This is a genomic window from Trinickia sp. (genome assembly GCF_051953405.1).
GTDB lineage: Bacteria > Pseudomonadota > Gammaproteobacteria > Burkholderiales > Burkholderiaceae > Trinickia.
The window spans coordinates 26,020-43,129 of the sequence record NZ_JBQCIV010000136.1; the positions used below are offsets into that span (position 1 = coordinate 26,020).

At 65.0% G+C, this 17,110-nt stretch carries 15 protein-coding genes; 8 read left to right on the forward strand and 7 right to left on the reverse strand.

The features are described 5' to 3' along the window. Positions 1 to 109 precede the first annotated feature (109 nt). Positions 110 to 1,036, forward strand: coding sequence for an N-acetyl-gamma-glutamyl-phosphate reductase (gene argC / locus ACTHN9_RS24720; protein WP_440539450.1), 927 nt, complete (start codon positions 110 to 112; stop codon positions 1,034 to 1,036). Positions 1,037 to 1,270: 234 nt separating this feature from the next. Here argC and ACTHN9_RS24725 read toward each other — a convergent pair whose 3' ends face one another. From ACTHN9_RS24725 to ACTHN9_RS24735, 3 genes are all read right to left on the reverse strand, one after another. Further along, positions 1,271 to 2,527 (reverse strand): MFS transporter, encoded by a 1,257-nt coding sequence (locus ACTHN9_RS24725; RefSeq protein WP_440539451.1) that lies wholly within the window; start codon positions 2,525 to 2,527, stop codon positions 1,271 to 1,273. Positions 2,528 to 2,787: 260 nt separating this feature from the next. Continuing rightward, positions 2,788 to 4,155 (reverse strand): sigma-54-dependent transcriptional regulator, encoded by a 1,368-nt coding sequence (locus ACTHN9_RS24730; protein ID WP_440539452.1) that lies wholly within the window; start codon positions 4,153 to 4,155, stop codon positions 2,788 to 2,790. After that, positions 4,152 to 6,194: a sensor histidine kinase gene (locus ACTHN9_RS24735; protein ID WP_440539453.1), complete on the reverse strand. Its 2,043-nt coding sequence runs from the start codon at positions 6,192 to 6,194 to the stop codon at positions 4,152 to 4,154. Before ACTHN9_RS24735 ends, ACTHN9_RS24730 begins: the two co-directional genes overlap by 4 nt. A gap of 275 nt (positions 6,195 to 6,469) precedes the next feature. Between ACTHN9_RS24735 and ACTHN9_RS24740 the strand changes: the two genes are divergently transcribed. From ACTHN9_RS24740 to ACTHN9_RS24750, 3 genes are all read left to right on the forward strand, one after another. Beyond that, a complete protein-coding gene (locus ACTHN9_RS24740) occupies positions 6,470 to 6,901 on the forward strand; it encodes a DUF29 domain-containing protein (RefSeq protein ID WP_440539454.1) in 432 nt (143 codons plus the stop codon). 379 nt (positions 6,902 to 7,280) lie between these two features. After that, positions 7,281 to 8,633 (forward strand): aspartate aminotransferase family protein, encoded by a 1,353-nt coding sequence (locus ACTHN9_RS24745; protein ID WP_440539455.1) that lies wholly within the window; start codon positions 7,281 to 7,283, stop codon positions 8,631 to 8,633. 38 nt (positions 8,634 to 8,671) lie between these two features. Then, positions 8,672 to 9,244, forward strand: a complete 573-nt coding sequence (locus tag ACTHN9_RS24750; RefSeq protein ID WP_440539489.1) for a carboxymuconolactone decarboxylase family protein — start codon at positions 8,672 to 8,674, stop codon at positions 9,242 to 9,244. Between the two features lie 185 nt (positions 9,245 to 9,429). On the opposite strand, the gene ACTHN9_RS24755 is transcribed toward ACTHN9_RS24750, so the two are convergent. Next, positions 9,430 to 10,125 (reverse strand): copper chaperone, encoded by a 696-nt coding sequence (locus ACTHN9_RS24755; protein ID WP_440539456.1) that lies wholly within the window; start codon positions 10,123 to 10,125, stop codon positions 9,430 to 9,432. 245 nt (positions 10,126 to 10,370) lie between these two features. After that, a complete protein-coding gene (locus tag ACTHN9_RS24760; protein ID WP_440539457.1) occupies positions 10,371 to 11,135 on the reverse strand; it encodes a DUF899 domain-containing protein in 765 nt (254 codons plus the stop codon). Between the two features lie 176 nt (positions 11,136 to 11,311). Here ACTHN9_RS24760 and ACTHN9_RS24765 point away from each other — a divergent pair, with 176 nt between their 5' ends. Together ACTHN9_RS24765 and ACTHN9_RS24770 are read left to right on the forward strand one after the other, a co-directional pair. Beyond that, complete coding sequence (locus ACTHN9_RS24765) at positions 11,312 to 12,532, forward strand: helix-turn-helix domain-containing protein (RefSeq protein ID WP_440539458.1); 1,221 nt, start codon at positions 11,312 to 11,314, stop codon at positions 12,530 to 12,532. Positions 12,533 to 12,542: 10 nt separating this feature from the next. Beyond that, positions 12,543 to 13,226 carry a Vgb family protein gene (locus ACTHN9_RS24770; RefSeq protein WP_440539459.1) on the forward strand — a complete coding sequence of 228 codons (684 nt, stop codon included), beginning with the start codon at positions 12,543 to 12,545 and terminating at the stop codon, positions 13,224 to 13,226. Between the two features lie 88 nt (positions 13,227 to 13,314). Here the strand turns inward: ACTHN9_RS24770 and ACTHN9_RS24775 are convergent, their stop codons facing one another. Beyond that, the gene (locus ACTHN9_RS24775) at positions 13,315 to 13,728 is read right to left on the reverse strand and encodes a winged helix-turn-helix transcriptional regulator (protein WP_440539460.1); all 414 of its coding nucleotides are present in this window, start codon (positions 13,726 to 13,728) and stop codon (positions 13,315 to 13,317) included. A 133-nt stretch (positions 13,729 to 13,861) separates the two neighbouring features. On the opposite strand from ACTHN9_RS24775, the gene ACTHN9_RS24780 reads away from it, so the two are divergent. Next, the gene (locus ACTHN9_RS24780) at positions 13,862 to 14,641 is read left to right on the forward strand and encodes an SDR family oxidoreductase (RefSeq protein ID WP_440539461.1); all 780 of its coding nucleotides are present in this window, start codon (positions 13,862 to 13,864) and stop codon (positions 14,639 to 14,641) included. A gap of 78 nt (positions 14,642 to 14,719) precedes the next feature. Here ACTHN9_RS24780 and ACTHN9_RS24785 read toward each other — a convergent pair whose 3' ends face one another. Next, a complete protein-coding gene (locus ACTHN9_RS24785) occupies positions 14,720 to 15,490 on the reverse strand; it encodes an ArsR/SmtB family transcription factor (RefSeq protein WP_440539462.1) in 771 nt (256 codons plus the stop codon). Between the two features lie 191 nt (positions 15,491 to 15,681). Between ACTHN9_RS24785 and ACTHN9_RS24790 the strand changes: the two genes are divergently transcribed. After that, positions 15,682 to 17,079: an MFS transporter gene (locus ACTHN9_RS24790; RefSeq protein ID WP_440539463.1), complete on the forward strand. Its 1,398-nt coding sequence runs from the start codon at positions 15,682 to 15,684 to the stop codon at positions 17,077 to 17,079. The last annotated feature ends 31 nt before the right edge of the window (positions 17,080 to 17,110 follow it).

Below are 17,110 nucleotides of genomic sequence, written 5' to 3' on the forward strand. Positions count from 1 at the left end.
CAGGAAAAATGAATTGATCCATCATGAAATTCAACTTTTCCTATTCTACGGCGTGGGCGCACGATAGGGCCTTCACATTGAGCGATCGAATGGGAGAAGGACGATGGCGATGCGCATGCCGACAGTATTTATCGACGGCGACCAAGGCACGACGGGCCTGCAGATTCACGAGCGTTTGCGCGGCAGGACCGATTTCGAACGCGTGACGCTGGCGGCGTCCGAGCGCAAGGACCCGCGGCGGCGAGCGCAGGCCATCAACGAGTGCGATATCGCGATACTGTGTTTGCCGGATGCGGCCGCGCGCGAGGCGGTCGGTTTCATCCGCAATCCCGATGTCCGCGTGATCGATGCGAGTTCGGCGCATCGTACGCAGCCGGAATGGGTCTATGGTTTTCCCGAGATGGGCGAGGGGCAGGCGCAGCGGATCGCGCGTGCCCGCCGTGTCACGAACCCGGGTTGCTACCCGACGGGCGCGATTGCTTTGCTGCGGCCGCTCATCGAAGCGGGTCTCATTCCGCACGACTTCCCGGCGGCGATCCATGCGGTATCGGGGTATTCGGGCGGCGGGCGCGCGGCGGTCGACGAATACGAATCGCCCGACGGAGCGTGCGCGGCGCCGTTCAAGGTCTATGGGCTGGCCTTGGAGCACAAGCACACGCCCGAGATCCAACTGCATTCGGGTTTAGCGCATCGCCCGTTTTTCGTCCCGGCGTACGGGGCATATCGGCAAGGCATCGTGCTGACGGTGCCGCTCGAGCTGCGCCTGCTGGCCCCGGGCGTGAGCGGCGAACGGCTGCATGCGTGCCTGGATCGTCACTACGCGGGGGCGCGCTATGTCGAAGTGATGCCGCTCGCCGATGCACGGGAGACTGCGCATTTGGACCCCCAGGCGCTGAACGGCACGAACGATTTGCGTCTCGCGGTGTTCGCCAACGCCGAACGCGGCCAGGTGCTGTTGTCGGCTGTCTTCGACAACCTGGGTAAAGGTGCGTCGGGCGCGGCGGTGCAGAACTTGGGGTTGATGCTCGCGGCTTGAAAGTAGACGTTTTGTGCGGTCTAATGCCAAAAATAGATATTTTTTTAATCGCATAGACGCTCGCGTCCATCGACTGGCACGACATAGATGAAATCGACAGCACGCCGGACCTACTTGGGCCATGAAGCGCTGCAGTAGGCGGAATCCTCATAGACGTCGAGAGATTCCGCCCGCACGGCGCATTTCCAATGAGCCTTTACCGCTTCGCAACGCGAAGCCCTAGTCGACGTGGCGTTACCGAGCCGCCCCCGCGAACTTCGCGTCGCCGAGCCCCGCATCCGATGCGCTGCCGTCGCCCGCATCCATCTGAACGCCGCGATGCTCGCCGCCTAGGCCGATCAGCACGGAGATCACCACGGCCACGATCCCGGCCACGATTGCCATCGCCATGCCGTAGTTGTCGCCATGGCGGTGCGCGATGGTGGCCTGAATCGTCGCATTGGCCGAAGCCAGCAGGTTGCCGAGCTGATACACAAGCCCCGGGAACGTCGCCCGCACTTCGGGCGGCGACATTTCGTTCAGGTGAGCCGGAATCACACCCCAAGCGCCTTGCACCGAAATTTGCATGAGGAACGCACCGATCGCGAGCGCAATGCTGCCGCTGGCGAACGCCCACAGCGGCAACACGGGCAGCGCGAGCAGGGCCGCGATCGCAATCGCTTTGCGGCGTCCGATTTTTTCCGAAAGCGATCCGAAGAAGATCCCGCCGATGATGGCGCCGATGTTGTACGTGATCGCGATCGCGCTCACCGTATGCGTGGTGAACTTATGCTGCACCAGCAGGAACGTCGGATACATGTCCTGCGTGCCGTGGCTGAAGAAGTTGAAGGCCGTCATCAACACGATCATGTAGAGGGCGAGCTTCCATTCGCGTGCGAGCACCGCGAGGATGCTCGGACGCACGCCGGCGCGTTGGCCGCGTTCCCAGCTAGGCGATTCGGGCACGTTGCGGCGGATGAACAGCACGAGCAGCGCGGGCAGTATGCCGATCATGAACATACCGCGCCAGCCGATCGAATCGTGCAACAGGCCGAACACGACCGAGGCCAGCAAATAGCCCGACGGATAGCCGGCTTGCAGAATGCCCGACATGACGCCGCGCGATTTCGGCGGAATCGACTCCATCGTCAGCGCGGAGCCGACACCCCATTCGCCGCCCATCGCCACGCCGAATAGGCTGCGCAGGACGAGCAACATCGTCAGACTCGTCGCGAAGCCCGAGGCCAAATCGAGCAGCGAAAAGAGGACGATGTTGAGCATGAGGACGGGACGGCGCCCGAACCGGTCGGCCAGCCGGCCGAAAATCAACGCACCGAGCGGGCGCAACGCGAGCGTCAGCGTAATCGCAATGGTCACGCTCGTGATTTCGGCACCGAAGGCTTTGGCGATGTCCTTGAGGACGAACACCATCAAAAAGAAGTCGAATGCGTCGAGTGTCCAGCCTAAATAGCTGGCGAGGGCGACGCTGCGCTGCTGCTTGGTCCAAGCCATGAATCTGTCTCCTGTGGTTTGTTCGTAGCGACCGATGATGGCGAGGCATGGCGCACTCGCCGTGGCGCTGATATACGCAGGAGGTGTGCCAACGGCTTGGCTCAGCTAACGCATTGATTGGATAGGGCTATTGGCGAGGCAGGAAGAAAGGGCGCGCGGAAATCCGCCCGGCGAGGGCCGATTGCCGTGCGGAAATCGTGACGAATGGCGTGCGCGTAAACCCTGAACAACAAGGGTGAAGGGAGACGCCGCCCTATCGTTTACCGAAAATCGTCGGAAGCGATCCCGAGGCGGCGCATCTTGTCGTACAGCGTCTTCTTCGGCAGTCCTAAGCGTTCGCAGGCGAGCGACGCGCGTCCTTGGCAAGCGCGCAGCGCTTCTTCGATCAAATGCCGCTCGAATCGATTCACCTGCTCTTCGAGCGTGCGCGGCGCGCTAGCGCCGATCGAGTCGTCCGTATCGGTCACGTCGGCCAGCAGCCCCAGGGTGAAGCGCTCGGCGACGTTGCGCAGTTCGCGCACGTTGCCCGGCCAACTGCGCGACATCAGTGCCTGCATCTGCTCGGCGCTCGGCGCCTCGGGCACGGGGCGGCCGTAGCGCGCGGACGCTTGCAACACGAAGTGTTCGAACAGCAGCGGGATATCCTCGCGCCGCTCGCGAAGCGGCGGCACTTCGAGCACGACCACACCCAGGCGGTAGTAGAGATCGTCGCGAAAGCGCTGCTCGCGCGCCAGCGCCAGCAAGTCGGCTTTCGTGCCCGCTACGATTCGGCAGTTCATCGGCTGCAGCTCGTTCGAACCCACGCGCTCGAACGCACGCTCTTGCAGCACGCGCAGAAACTTCGCCTGCAACGACATCTGCATCGTCTCGATTTCGTCGAGAAAGAGCGTGCCGCCGTCGGCGTATTCGACCTTGCCGATACGACGTTTCATGGCGCCCGTGAACGATCCCGCCTCGTGCCCGAACACTTCGCTCTCGAACAGCATTTCGGGAATGCCGGCGCAGTTGATTGCGGCGAAGTTGGCGTTGCGGCGCACGCCCGCCTCGTGCAACGCGCGGGCGACGACTTCCTTGCCGGCGCCGGTTTCGCCCAGCACGAGCACGTTCGTGTCCGTATTCGCGAGGTCTAGCACGACGCGGCGCAGCCGCTCGATCGCGGGCGATTGCCCCAGAATCTTCGCTTCGATGCGGTCGCGGCCGCTCACTTGCCGGCGCAGCGTGTCGAGTTCGAGCGTCAGATGACGCTTGTCGAGCGCGCGTTGCGCGACATCGGCGAGATGTTCGGAAGAAAACGGCTTTTCGATGAAATCGTAGGCACCGCGCTTCATGGCCTCGACGGCCATTGCGATGTCGCCGTGTCCGGTGACGAGGATGACGGGCAAATCCGCATCGATCGCGCGCACCTGCTCGAGCAAGGCAAACCCGTCGATGCCGGGCAACCGCACGTCGGTCACGACGATCCCGGCGAACCCGAGCCGAATGTGCCGCAGCGCTTGTTCGGCCCGCTCGAACGCTTGCACCTCGATGCCGCGCAATTGCAAAGCTTGAACGCCGCCCAGCCTGACGGCCGGCTCGTCTTCGACGAACAATACTTTGAGCCCTTCGTGTTCGCTGCGCGCTTCCGTCATCGTGGTTCCTTGTCCGCATCGTCCGTGCCGGTGCGGTTCGTATCGGTCGGCCTGGGGCCTGTCGTTTCGTCGGTTCGGCCGGGTTCGGTCGCACGGCGCAAGCGCAGCGTGAACGAAGCGCCGCCTGCCGGGGAAGGCGCATCGGCCTTTAACGTTCCGCCGAGTTCGCGCACGATGCCCGCCGAAATCGCGAGGCCGAGCCCGAGCCCGGCGCCCGGCGGTTTCGTCGTAAAAAACGGTTCGAACAGCCGAGCACGTACCGCATCGGAAATGCCCGGCCCCGTATCGGCAACGACGATGTCGACGAATGCGTCGTCCGCGTCGTCGGTACGCATCGTAATCGAGAGCTGTCGGACCGGGCTCTCGAGCATCGCATCGAGTGCGTTCGCGAAGAGGTTGACGAGCACTTGTTCGAGCCGGTTAGCATCGGCCAGCACGAACCATTCGGAATACGCGGAAGGCGGCTCGGGCGCGTGTCGAACGACTTCGACGTTTTCCTTGCGTAACCGCAATTCGACGAGAAAGAGCGCGTTGGCCAGCGCGCGCTCGACCGCGACGGGCGCCAGCTCGGCCGGTGCCTTGCGCGAGAAGCGGCGCAACTGGGCCGTGATCTTGCCCATCCGCTCGATGAGCCCGCCGATGACGCGCAGATTGTTCTCGGCCTCTTCGGGACGCCCGCGTTGGAGGAACAGCAAGGCGTTGTCGGACAGCGTGCGCAGCGCCGCGAGCGGTTGATTGAGTTCGTGCGTGATGCCGGCCGACATCTGGCCGATGAGCGCCATTTTGCCCGCTTGCACGAGTTCTTCGAGCGTCGACTTGAGCGTCGCTTCGGTGCGTTTGTGCTCGGCGATCTCGCTGCGCAAGCTGTTGTTGGCGCGGGCGAGCGCGCCGGTGCGCCGCGTGACCTTGCGTTCGAGTTCGTCGTTCATGCGCTCGAGCGTTTCGCGCATGGCTAAACGCTGCGCGATGACCTTACGGCGCTGAACGAGATAGAGCGTGCCGATCGTCGCAAGCGAGAGGGCCAATGCCGCGACGAGCGCCGCGTAGCGCGCGCTCTTGCGCGCGGGGGCGATCTCGGTCATCGACATGATCCGCCAATCGGTGCCCGATACCCGGCGGCTGACGACGACGAAATCGGTTCGGCGCTCGATCCCGTTGCGGCCCGGGCTCGCGGCAAGGGGATTGGGCGCCGATACCGCATCGATCTCGGCGTTCGGCGCGAGCAAGCGCCTTCGGACGAGGCCGATCGCTTCGAGCGCGCCGGGCCCCTGGTACTGGCGCTTCGTGTCGATGCGCGCACGGGCGGCGGCGGACAGCGGGTGCAGCGTGCGGTATTTCCAGCCGGGGAACGAGGTGAGGAACACCACGCCGTTTGCGTCGGCGACGAGCACTGTTTCATCGCCGCGTTTCCATAGCGCTTCGATGGGATCCAGGCTGATTTTGGTGGCGACGACACCGAGTACGCGTCCGCCTTCACCGATGCGCGCGGCGTAGAAGTAGCCGGGCAGGCGGCTGGTCGATCCCAGGCCGTAAAAGCGCCCGGTACCGCTGTGCAGCGCGTCGATGAAATATGGGCGGTACGAAAAATTCTGGCCGACGAAGCTGACGCTCTGGTTCCAATTGCTGGCCGCGAGCGTCGTGCCGCTCAAGTCGAGAACGTAGATGGCCGCTGCCTGCGAATCGGTCGTGACGTCGGCGAGATAGCGATTGACGCGCGAGATCAGAGCCGGATCAGTGGGATGCCGCAGCAGTTCGGCGATGTCGGGGTTCAGGCTCAGCAGGGCCGGCAGGTAGTCGTAACGTGTGAGTTCGCCCTTGAGCGTGCTCTCGTCGACGTCGAGCCGATGCGCGGCGCGCTCGATGATCGCGCTCGTTTCGGCGCGTTCGGCATAGCGATAAGCGGTCCACGCCCCGGCGGCGACGAGGGCGACGAATGCGAGCGCTTTCGCCGTTTGCGACGCGCTAGGAAGGCGCGCGGCGATGCGCGCGGGCCAACGCGGCGGGCGCGGCGAGGGCACGCTGGGCCGGAGTGAATTCATTGAGGAACGCTTAAAGCTTGCCGGCCGGTGCCGGGAGCGCGCAGTTTAACGAATCTGGCGCGAAGCGGGGATCGGGGGAAATCGGGGGGCGAAGGTTAGCCGTTTGGCTATCAGTCGACGCCGTTCATGCGTGGGACACTCTGTCTCGTGGAGGCGTCGACAGTCAGCGGTCGACAAACTGGACGTACAGGCCGCCGAGCGCGGGGAAAGGGTTGGGAGAGCTTATGGGAGTGGTTAAAATGGCGCCATTCGCGACTGAGCTTAGAGGCCGAAAGATGGGAACGAGCTACGAGAAGGACGTGGTGGCATGGGCCATCGAACAGGCAGCGTTGTTGCGCGCCGGCGATTTCTCGGCGCTGGACATTGAGCACATCGCGGAGGAAATCGAGGACGTGGGTAAGAGCGAACAGCGTGAACTGGCGAGCCGCATGGCCGTGCTACTAGCCCACTTATTGAAGTGGCAATACCAGCCTGACCGTCGCGGTTCGAGCTGGCGGCGGACGCTCAAAGAACAGCGGCGGGCTCTTGCGGAACATATTGCGGAAACGCCGAGCCTAAAGCGCTCCTTACTCGACGAACACTGGATACGTAAGACCTGGGCCGATGCGGTGGCCAAAGCGGTCGAAGAAACAGATCTCGTGGTGTTCCCTGAGACCTGCCCATGGTCCATGGAGCAGGCGATGGATGCGGATTTTCTGCCGGAGTGAGCACGGCGTTATCCGATCACCCACAGCCGATCCGTCCCGTACATCTCACACATCTCATACATCCGACAGAACCCATCGCCAGCCGCGCTCCGTTGAATCATTACCTCCGAGCGTAAGGGCGCGGGCCGGATTCGGCATGGTTTTTTCCGTCCGCCTAAACCTAGCACCCTAGCGTTGCCGCCGCTATTCGGCAGACACGTACCGCGCACTGCGCATTGTCGCCTCGTTTGTTTCGCTCGACGTTCATTATCGGCACCGCCGCGCCGACGTTGACAACATATGTTGTTGCGAAGTATAAATAAGCATCAATTGTTTGGTCGATGCCGATGCGTTCGTCGGTTGCCGGCGCGGCCTTCCCATCTTCGTTTTCGAGGTCCCCATGTCCTACGTATTTCATCGGATGCCGAACAAGCCGCTGCCCGTGGCGGTGGCCGGAGACGGTATCGAAGTCATCGATTCGGCCGGCAAGCGTTACATCGACGCGAGCGGCGGCGCGGCGGTGTCGTGCCTTGGCCATAGTCATCGGCGCGTGACCGACGCCATCGAACGGCAGGCGCGCCAGCTTGCCTACGCGCACACGTCGTTTTTCACTACGCAGGCGGCCGAGGCGTTGGCCGAGCGGCTCGTGGTGACGGCGCCGGCCGGCATCGGCCATGCCTATTTCGTGTCGGGCGGTTCCGAGGCGGTCGAGGCTGCGCTCAAGCTCGCGCGTCAGTACTTCGTCGAAATCGGCCAGCCCGAGCGTCGGCATTTCATCGCGCGCCGGCAGAGCTACCACGGCAATACGCTCGGCGCGCTGGCCATCGGCGGCAACGCGTGGCGCCGCGAGCCGTTTCTGCCGCTGCTGATCGAAGCGAACCACGTGAGCCCCTGTTATGCCTATCGTGGCCGGTTGTCCGGCGAATCCGACGAGGCCTACGCGCAGCGCCTCGCCGACGAACTCGAACAAAAGATTCTCGAACTGGGCCCCGATACGGTGGCGGCCTTCGTGGCCGAGACGGTGGTCGGCGCGACGATGGGCGCCGTGCCGCCTGTGCGCGGCTATTTCCGCAAGATGCGCGAGGTGTGCGACAAGTACGGCGTCCTGTTGATTCTCGACGAAGTGATGTGCGGCATGGGGCGCACGGGTTACCTCTACGCGTGCGAGGAAGAGGGCATCGCCCCCGATTTGCTGACGATCGCCAAGGGGCTCGGCGCCGGCTATCAGCCGATCGGTGCCACGCTCGTCGGCAATCGCATTTACGATGCGATCGTCGAGGGCTCGGGCTTCTTCCAGCACGGCCACACGTACATGGGTCACGCAACCGCCTGCGCCGCTGCGCTCGAAGTGCAGAACGTCATTGCAGACGAGGATTTGTTGCCGAACGTCAGGGCGCGCGGCGAGCAACTGCGCGCGACCTTGCGCGATCGGTTGGGCGACCATCCGTATATCGGGGACATTCGAGGCCGAGGCTTGTTCGTCGGCGTCGAATTCGTGCGCGACCGCGAGCGCAAGACACCGTTCGATCCCGCCTGCAAGCTCAACGCAGTCATCAAGCGCGAAGCGATGGCGCGCGGCCTCATGGTCTATCCGATGGGCGGTACCATCGACGGCAAGCAAGGCGATCACGTTTTGCTAGCGCCGCCGTTTATCTGTACGCCTAACGATATCGAACGCATTGCGGAGCGCTTGCACGATGCCGTGAGCGCTGCGCTGGCCGACGCCGGGGCATCGACGGAGGCCAGCCGTTGAACCATACTGCTGCCATGCGGCCCGAAGAAGGACACACGATGAAGGCGAAAGGCACCACCGACGCACGGCTACCGGAGTTCGATCGCGCCGCCGCCAGCCCCGAGCAACTGGCCGTGTTGGACGAAATCCTATCGGGGCCGCGCGGCAACCTCGCGGGTCCGTTCCTAGCGTGGATCGCCAGCCCGGATCTCGCCCAACACGCGCAGCGGCTCGGTGCATTCTGCCGGTATCGCACGGGGTTGCCGTTGCGGCTTTCCGAGTTGGCGATTTTGGTGACGGCGGTCAGGTGGCGCGCGCAAGCGGAGTGGCTGATTCACTATCCGATCGCGATCGAAGCGGGGGTGCCGGATGCCGTCGCGCAGGCCCTGCTCCAGGGGCGACGCCCCGATTTCGACGATGCGGACGACGCGCTGATCTACACTTTCGCAACCGAACTCTACGACGCCAAGCGTGTGTCCGATCCGATCTTCCAGCAGGCCGTCCAGCGTTTCGGCCACGAAACCACCGTTAATCTGGTGGGCTTGCTCGGCTATTACGCTTTGGTTGCCATGACGCTGAACGTATTCGCCATGCGCACTGAAAGCGACATGCCTTTGCCATTCGCGGAGTAAGCGTGCGTGCCGTCGTCGGATCTGAAGGATGCACTGAGCGCCGACCGTGGGAGGCAGCCGTGCAGGCTGCGCGACCCAAAGCCCGATAACGTTCGGCACGCTCGCCATGAGCCATGAGCCATGAGCCATGAGCCATGAGCCGTCAGGCATGAGCCGTCAGCCATGAGCCATGAGCCATGAGGCCGCTAGGGGCGGCCGATTGCCTGCGCAGCTACGCACCCTCCGGTTATCACGACGGCGACGCCGATAGCGCGAGCCGTTTTGCCCCGCGCGGGGACGAAGCGCTCCAAGCTCATGGCCGCCGTGATCGCGGCCATCGCGAGCGGATCGATCACGCCGACGAGCAGCAGGACCATCATCCAATTCGCGCAGCAAAGACCGCCCTCGAACGCTAGCCGAAAGCCGAACCGACACGCCGTGCGCAAATCGATCGCTTCTCTGCGACTACGCATGCGCGGGTTTGCGCAGCGGGCGATTTGGCGTGCTTTCCATTCGGTGAATTGAACCGCGCCGGCGAGCGCGATCAGGAGCCCCGCCACGAGCGGCACCGGGCGAGCGAGCGGGGCCGCGCTCGGCAAGATCGCCGCCAAGGCATCGCCGCCGACGAACACGACCGCACCGGCCGCGGCCCACGCGAGCGCATAGGCAACGAACGCCGCAAGCATGACGCTCGCCGCCATGGCGCACGGGGCGCCGCGCACGCGTTGCTGAAGCCACCCCCACTCCGGTAGCGACATCGGCAGCATCATCGCCGCCATCATGGCGGTCCACATGCCGACGAACGATGTTGCGGCGCCAAGCCACGTCTGACCGCACATGGGTGTCCAGAGCGCCGACATCGACCATCCGCCCGGCATCGGCACCGCCCCCATCTCGGACATCGATCGGCATGCGCAAATAGAGACGGTGGCCCCGGCGATAGCGGCGAGCGCGATCAGCCAGCCGCGAGACCGGGGCGCGGCCGGCATGGCCGGAGACGACCCCAGCGACGACCCCGGCGACGACCCCGGCTACGACACAATCGCCGAAGCGCTCGCCGAAGCGCCCGCCGAAGCGCTCGCCGAAGCGCTCGCCGCCCGAGCGCGCCCGTGCTCGAAGCAAATCTCGCAGCCGTCCACGATCGGCCTCACCGCTGCGCATACTCGTCGTGGCGCTTCCACCAGACGCCGGTTTCGTTGCGGCCGAGCGGCGCGCGATCGAGCAGCGCATACATGCCCCAGATCGCATCGACCCCGCGAGCATAGGTCGAATACGTGTGATAGACGACGCCATCCTCGAGTACGAACGCGCTCAGGCCCGGCCGATCGCGCGCGTAAGTTTTCGCATCGGTGCCGCACGTGGCGGCAAACTGCCGGACGGGCTCGGGCGCCGGTTCGGCATCCATCGCATGGCGACCGCGGTGATAGTTGTACTCGATCTCGCCGTCGCGTTGCTGCATCTCGGTGAAGGAGACGTTGAAGTCGAAGTTGAAATCGCTATCGCCCGAACTCGCCCAAGGAAACGACCATCCCATCCGCCGCTTGTACCCGAGCAGCTTGTCGATCGGCGCGCGCGACACGGCCGTCAGCGTGACGTCGTGTTCGGCGAGATGGGCGACCGAGCCGTTGAAGGAATCGGCGACGGCGGAGCAGGACGGACATCCCGCCTTGTAGTCGGGGCCGAACATGAAGTGATAGACGAGCAGTTGCGAGCGCCCTTCGAACAGATCCGGCAGCGAGACGGCGCCGCGCTCGGTATCGAAGCGGTACGCGCGTTCGACGCGTACCCAAGGCAATGCCTGCCGCTGGCGCGCGAGTTCGTCGCCGCGGCGCGTGAAAGCTTTCTCGGCCGCGAGCAGCTCGAGGCGGGCGGCCAGCCATTGGTCGCGTGTTCCGGTTGCATGAGTCGTCATGGTTTGCTCCATTGGATGGTTCGGATGGGTGCTGAATCGTCAATCGCATGGCGCGGAGGCCGGCGATTGCCTGAGCCGGCCGCTTACGCGACGGCTGTCTACATGTCGCGACATGTCACGTGCTAGATTAGTGACCGCCATCGAACGGAGGGAGTGACAAGTGTGGCGGGATTCGGATGGACTCGCTGATCGCAGCGGCGGCCCGCGCACTCGCGGCCGGTGACGCGCTTGGTGCGCTCAATCGCGTCGCGTTGCGCGAGGACGCGTTCGCGCTCGCGCTACGCGGCATTGCCATGGCGCAGCTTGGCGATTTCGCAGATGCCAAGCGGTTGCTGCGCCGTGCGGCGCGCGCATTCGGATCCCAAGCGCCGCTGGCCCGCGCGCGATGCATCGTGGCCGAAGCCGAAGTGGCATTGGCCTCGCGCGACTTACGGTGGCCCGACCCGTCGTTCGATGCCGCGCGCGCCACGCTCGAAGCGCACGGCGATCGGCTCAATGCCGAGCATGCGCGCTGCCTCGAAGCGCGGCTATGGCTGCTCACGGGGCGCCCCGACGAAGCCGAGCGTGCGCTGGCGTCGTCGTCGCGCGGCCCGTTGCCTCAAGCATTGCGTGCGTCGCGTGCGTTGCTCGAAGCGGGCATCGCGATGCGCCGGCTGCACGCTAGCGCCGCGCGCGCCGCGCTCGATCGTGCCGCGCATGCGGCGCGCGAGTCCGGCATTGCTGCGTTGATGGCGGAAGTGGAGGGCGCGCAGCGCTCGCTCGCCGCGCCCGTGGCCCGGCTGATCGCAGGAGGCCAAAGCCGGCCCGTGACGTTGGGCGAGGCGCAGGCGCTGTCGTCGCCGCAGCGGCTGATCGTCGATGCCTGCCGCTACGCCATCCGCGAAGCGGATGCGACGATTTCTCTTGCGACGCGCCCCGTGTTGTTCACCCTTGCGCGGATGCTGGGCGAAGCGTGGCCGGAGGATGTTCCGCGCGAGCGCTTGATCGCGCACGCCTTCCGAGCCCGGCATATCGACGAATCGCATCGTGCACGGCTGCGCGTGGAAATGGGCAGACTGCGCGTGCTGCTACGCAAGGTGGCCGATATTGCGGCGACCCAACGCGGCTTCGCGCTGATGCCGACGAGGGCGCATGAGGTCGTCGTCCTGGCGCACCCCATCGAGCAAAAGCACGGCGCCGTGCTGGCTTTGCTGGCGGACGGCGAGTCGTGGTCGAGTTCCGCATTGGCGCTCGCGCTCGGCGCCAGCCAACGCTCGGTGCAGCGAGCGCTCGAAGCGTTAGCGGCGGCCGGCAAGATTCAATCGTTGGGCGAAGGGCGCGCGCGCCGATGGATGACGCCGCCCGTCATCGGATTCGCGACGACTTTGTTACTCCCCTCTCCCTGGACGGACGATTAGGATCGGTGCCATGAAACGATCGAATGCAGAAATTATTCGGGAATACGGCCCCCTGCCGGGGATCGATGCCGTACACGGTCTGACCTACGACGGCCGGAAAGTCTGGATTGCCGCCGGCGATAAGCTATGCGCGCTCGATCCGACGAGCGGCGAAATCGGGCGGCGCATCGACCTGCCGGCCGACGCGGGCACGGCGTTCGACGGCACGCACTTGTTCCAGATCGACGGCGACGTCATTCGCAAGATCGACGCCGCCACCGGCCAGGTGCTCGCCATGATCGCCGTGCCGCCAGGCGGCGGCTGCTCGGGGCTCGCGTGGGCCGAGGGCTCGCTCTGGGTCGGCTGCTATCCGGCGCGCAAGATCTATCGAGTCGATCCCGAAACCGGCGAGGTGCTGCGCACGATCGAATCGAACCGCTTCGTGACAGGCGTCACGTGGGTGGACGGCGAGCTTTGGCACGGCACGTGGGAGGGCGAGGACAGCGAGATTCGACACGTCGATCCGCAATCGGGCGAAGTGATCGAAGCGCTGGCGATGCCCGAGGGCACGATGGTATCGGGCCTCGAATCGGACGGCGCCGACCGCTTCTTCTGCGGCGGCGGCAAGAGTGCAAAGGTGAGGGTGGTGCGACGCCCGAAACGCGGCGAGGCACCTGGCGGCCCGGCGATTGCCGCCGAGGGACCGAGCGAGTGAGCGGCGTCGATACGGCTGAAAAGCGGCCTGAAACAAGGCTTAAAACAAGACTCAAAACAAGACCCGTTGCCCTCGCGCGCCGTTGCCGTCATTCCGATGGTGTTTTGTTCGGCAGCGAGCGCAGTTGCGCGTAATGCTTTTCCGCCCACAGCCAGACGCCGCAAAAGGCGGCGCATAGGCTATGACCGAGTTCGGTCAATCCATACTCGACGCGCGGCGGGACCTCGGGATAGACGGTGCGGACGACGAACCCGTCTTCTTCTAGCTGCCGCAGTGTCTTGGTCAGCATGCGCTGACTGATGCCGCCCACGAGTTCGCCGATACGTGTGAAGCGCAACACGCCGTTTTGCGCGAGCACTTCGAGCACGCACATCGTCCATTTGTCGGCGATGCGGCCGATCACCTCCATCACCACATCGTCGAGTTCCGGGTTGGAGCGTTTCCCCGTGGGCGATTCGAAGACGACGGCGCGCCCGGTGGGCTTTTTCTTACGCGTTGGCATGGCGACGACCTGAGCGGATCCTATTCCAATACTTACCAATGTGTTCGTACGGCACATTCCGGTGCCTACTTCCTAAAAGAGAGTATTGGGTCTATTCTGCCCTTCGTCAACCACCCACCGAAGGAGCGGCATCATGCAAATGACCGGAAACACGATTCTCATCACGGGCGGAGGCTCGGGCATCGGGCGTGCATTGGCCGAGGCGTTCCAGCGGCGCGGCAACGAAGTGATCATCGCGGGCCGGCGCGAGGACGCGTTGCGCAACGTGGCGGACGCGAACCCCGGGATGAAAACGGCCGTCCTCGACGTGCAGGATCCGACCAGTATCGAGCGATTCGCCGCGCGCATGGCGGAGGAATTTCCCGCGCTGAATGTCGTTGTTCACAACGCGGGCATCATGCAAATCGAAAACTGGCGAGCCGACGAAATCGACCTGTCGACCGCCGAGGCCACGATCGCGACGAATCTGCTCGCGCCGATTCGCTTATCGGCCGCGTTGCTGCCGCAGCTCAAGCGTCAAACGAAGTCGACGATCGTCACCGTATCTTCGGGTTTGGCGTTTCTGACGCTGGCGCACACGCCCACCTACAGCGCGACCAAGGCGGCGATTCACGCGTTCAGCGATGCGCTGCGCTATCAGTTGCGCGACACGAGCGTCGATGTGATCGAGATCGCGCCGCCGTACGTGCAGACAGCGTTGATGGGCGATCAGCAAGCGAGCGATCCGCATGCGATGCCGCTCGCCGCGTTCATCGATGAAGTCATGAGCCTGCTCGAGACGCGGCCGAACGCGCGGGAAGTGCTCGTGGAGCGCGTCTATCCTTTGCGGTTCGCGGCCGAGCAGGGGTACGAGAAGTACATGGAGCAGTTCGAAACCTTCAACGACCGGTTCGGCGCGGCGCTCGAAGGCTGATCCGAGGGCGGCCGAGTCGAGTCGTGCGATGAGCGCCGCTCGCTGAAGGCTTGGCCTTCGCCATACGCGCCCATCGCCTCACGATGCGCACGCGTGTACGGCCTCGGCTTCGGTGTCGCTGCCCGATCGACGCTCATCGGTGCCCGCCCGCATGAGGGCAGCGACGTCGATGCCGAGCGTTTCCCTGAACGACGCCGCGCCATAAGGCGTCACCTGAACGGCGCGAGACGTTTTCGATCGAATCAGCCATCCGCGCTCGCACAGCGCGGTCAACAAACGCGTGCCGAGCGGGCCGGCAACATGATGTTCGCGTTCGGTCCAATCGAGGCACTGCCGCGCGAGGCCGCGCCGCGCTGGCTTGATCGAGTCGAGCGGCATCTCCATCCGCTCGCACCAAGCTGCCCCCTCGGCGGTAACCTCGTAACGCTTGTCGGCCGCCTCGGCGAGATAGCCGCGGGCGATGAGCGCTTGCGTCATCGCCACGCCAAGGCGGCCGGCCAAATGATCGTAGCAACAGCGCGCGAACAGCAGACGCTGCCCATCGGCGCTCAAGGGACGGCGCCTGACCTGCTGCACGGGGCCGATCGATGCGAGCGTTTCGAGCGCGGCGGCCACGTGCGAGCCGGCCAATCGATAGTAGCGATGCCGGCCTTCGGTCTCGACCTTCAGCAAGCCACCGGCCAGCAGTTTCGCGAGATGCGAACTCGCCGTCTGCGCCGTGATGCCGGCAGCGAACGCGAGTTCGCCCGCGGGGCGCGCCCGTCCGTCGACGAGACACATGAGCATCGCGGAGCGTGCCGGGTCGGCGATCAGGAAGGCGGCGGACGAGAGGTTCGGCTGCAGCGGCATGCGGCTGTCTCCATCGAGAACGAAAGCGGGCGAGGATGGAAGCACGATAGCAGCAATCGCGCGCGCATGATTCGATGCGCATCGAAGCATGAATGCGCCCCGCACGCATAGACTCGGCTCCCATGACCCACATCGAGGAGCCGAGCGGTGACCGATCCCAACAGCAACGAGCGAACGGCGGAGGGCCGTTCATGAGTGCCGACCTTGCGTCGCAGAGCCGGCGCGTGCTGGCAGCAACCAGCGTCAGCTACTTCATCGTCATCCTGGATACGTCGATCGTCAACGTGGCGCTCGAACGGATCTCCCTCGCTTTGTCGATTCCCATTACCGGCCTGCAATGGGTGACGAACGCCTACACGCTGGTTTTCGCGGCACTGTTGCTCTCGGGCGGCACGCTTGGCGACCGGTTGGGGGCACGCAATGTGTATCTGGCAGGGCTCGCGCTGTTCACGCTGGCCTCGATGTCCTGCGCGCTCGCGGCCAATCTACCGATACTCGTGGCCGCGCGCGTCGTGCAGGGCATCGGCGCGGCGCTGCTCGTGCCGTGCTCGCTCAAGCTCATCAATCAAGCGTGCCCGAGCACCGAGGCGCGCGCTCGCGCGATCGGCTTTTGGGTCGGCTGCGGCGGCGTGGCCATGGCGGCGGGGCCCGTGTTCGGCGGGATCCTCGTTCATCTCATGGACTGGCGCAGCATCTTCTTCGTCAACGTTCCCGTCGGTTTGGCCGGGATCGTCATGACTTGCCGCGTGGCCCGCGACGTCCCGAAGGGGCCGGCGCGCCGTCTCGACGTCGCGGGGCAAACGGCCGCGGTCGTCGCATTGGCTGCGCTGATCGCCGTCCTGATCGAGGGCGAGCCGCTCGGCTGGCGCTCGCCGATCGTCTTGGCGGGCATGGTCGCGACCGTCTGCGCTTGGGCGCTATTTCTCGCGATCGAGTCGCGCACGCGCGATGCCATGCTGCCCCTGTCGCTGTTTCGAAATGGCGTGTTCTCGGGCTCGACGTTCGTGTCGATGGCGTCGGCCTTCGTCTTCTACGGCTTGTTGTTCGTGGCGAGTCTGTACTATCAACGCGTGCGCGCCTATTCGCCGCTCTCGACCGGCTTGGCGTTGCTGCCGATGACGACGATGGTGGCCGTCAGCGGTGTGTTGTCGAATCGCTTGTCGAAGGCGGGCGGATCGCGCGCATCGATGTGCACCGCGTTCGGTCTGTATGCGGCCGGCGCGCTGGCACTCATGGCGCTGGTGTCGGGGGCGCCGAATTGGACAGCCGTCGTGCCGCTCGTCGCCATCGGGCTTGCCGCCGGGTACGTCACGCCGGCAGCGACGGCCCCCGCGCTGGCGACAGTCGAGCATCGAGACGCGGGCATCGCGGCGGGCGCGTTGAACGCGGCGCGCCAGTCGGGGTCCGCGCTCGGCGTGGCCGTGTTCGGCTCCGTGCTCGGTGCGAACATGCCGTTCGTGATGGCTATGCGCGTCGTGCTGTGCGGTGCGGCGGTCATGGCGATCGCGGCGGCGCTGGTCTGGTGGAAGGCGACGGCGGTGCGCACCCCACGAGCCGCGCGCTCGCGCACCGATTCCTCGTACGGCTGAGGCAGGGCACGCTCGCCCGCATTGCGTCTCG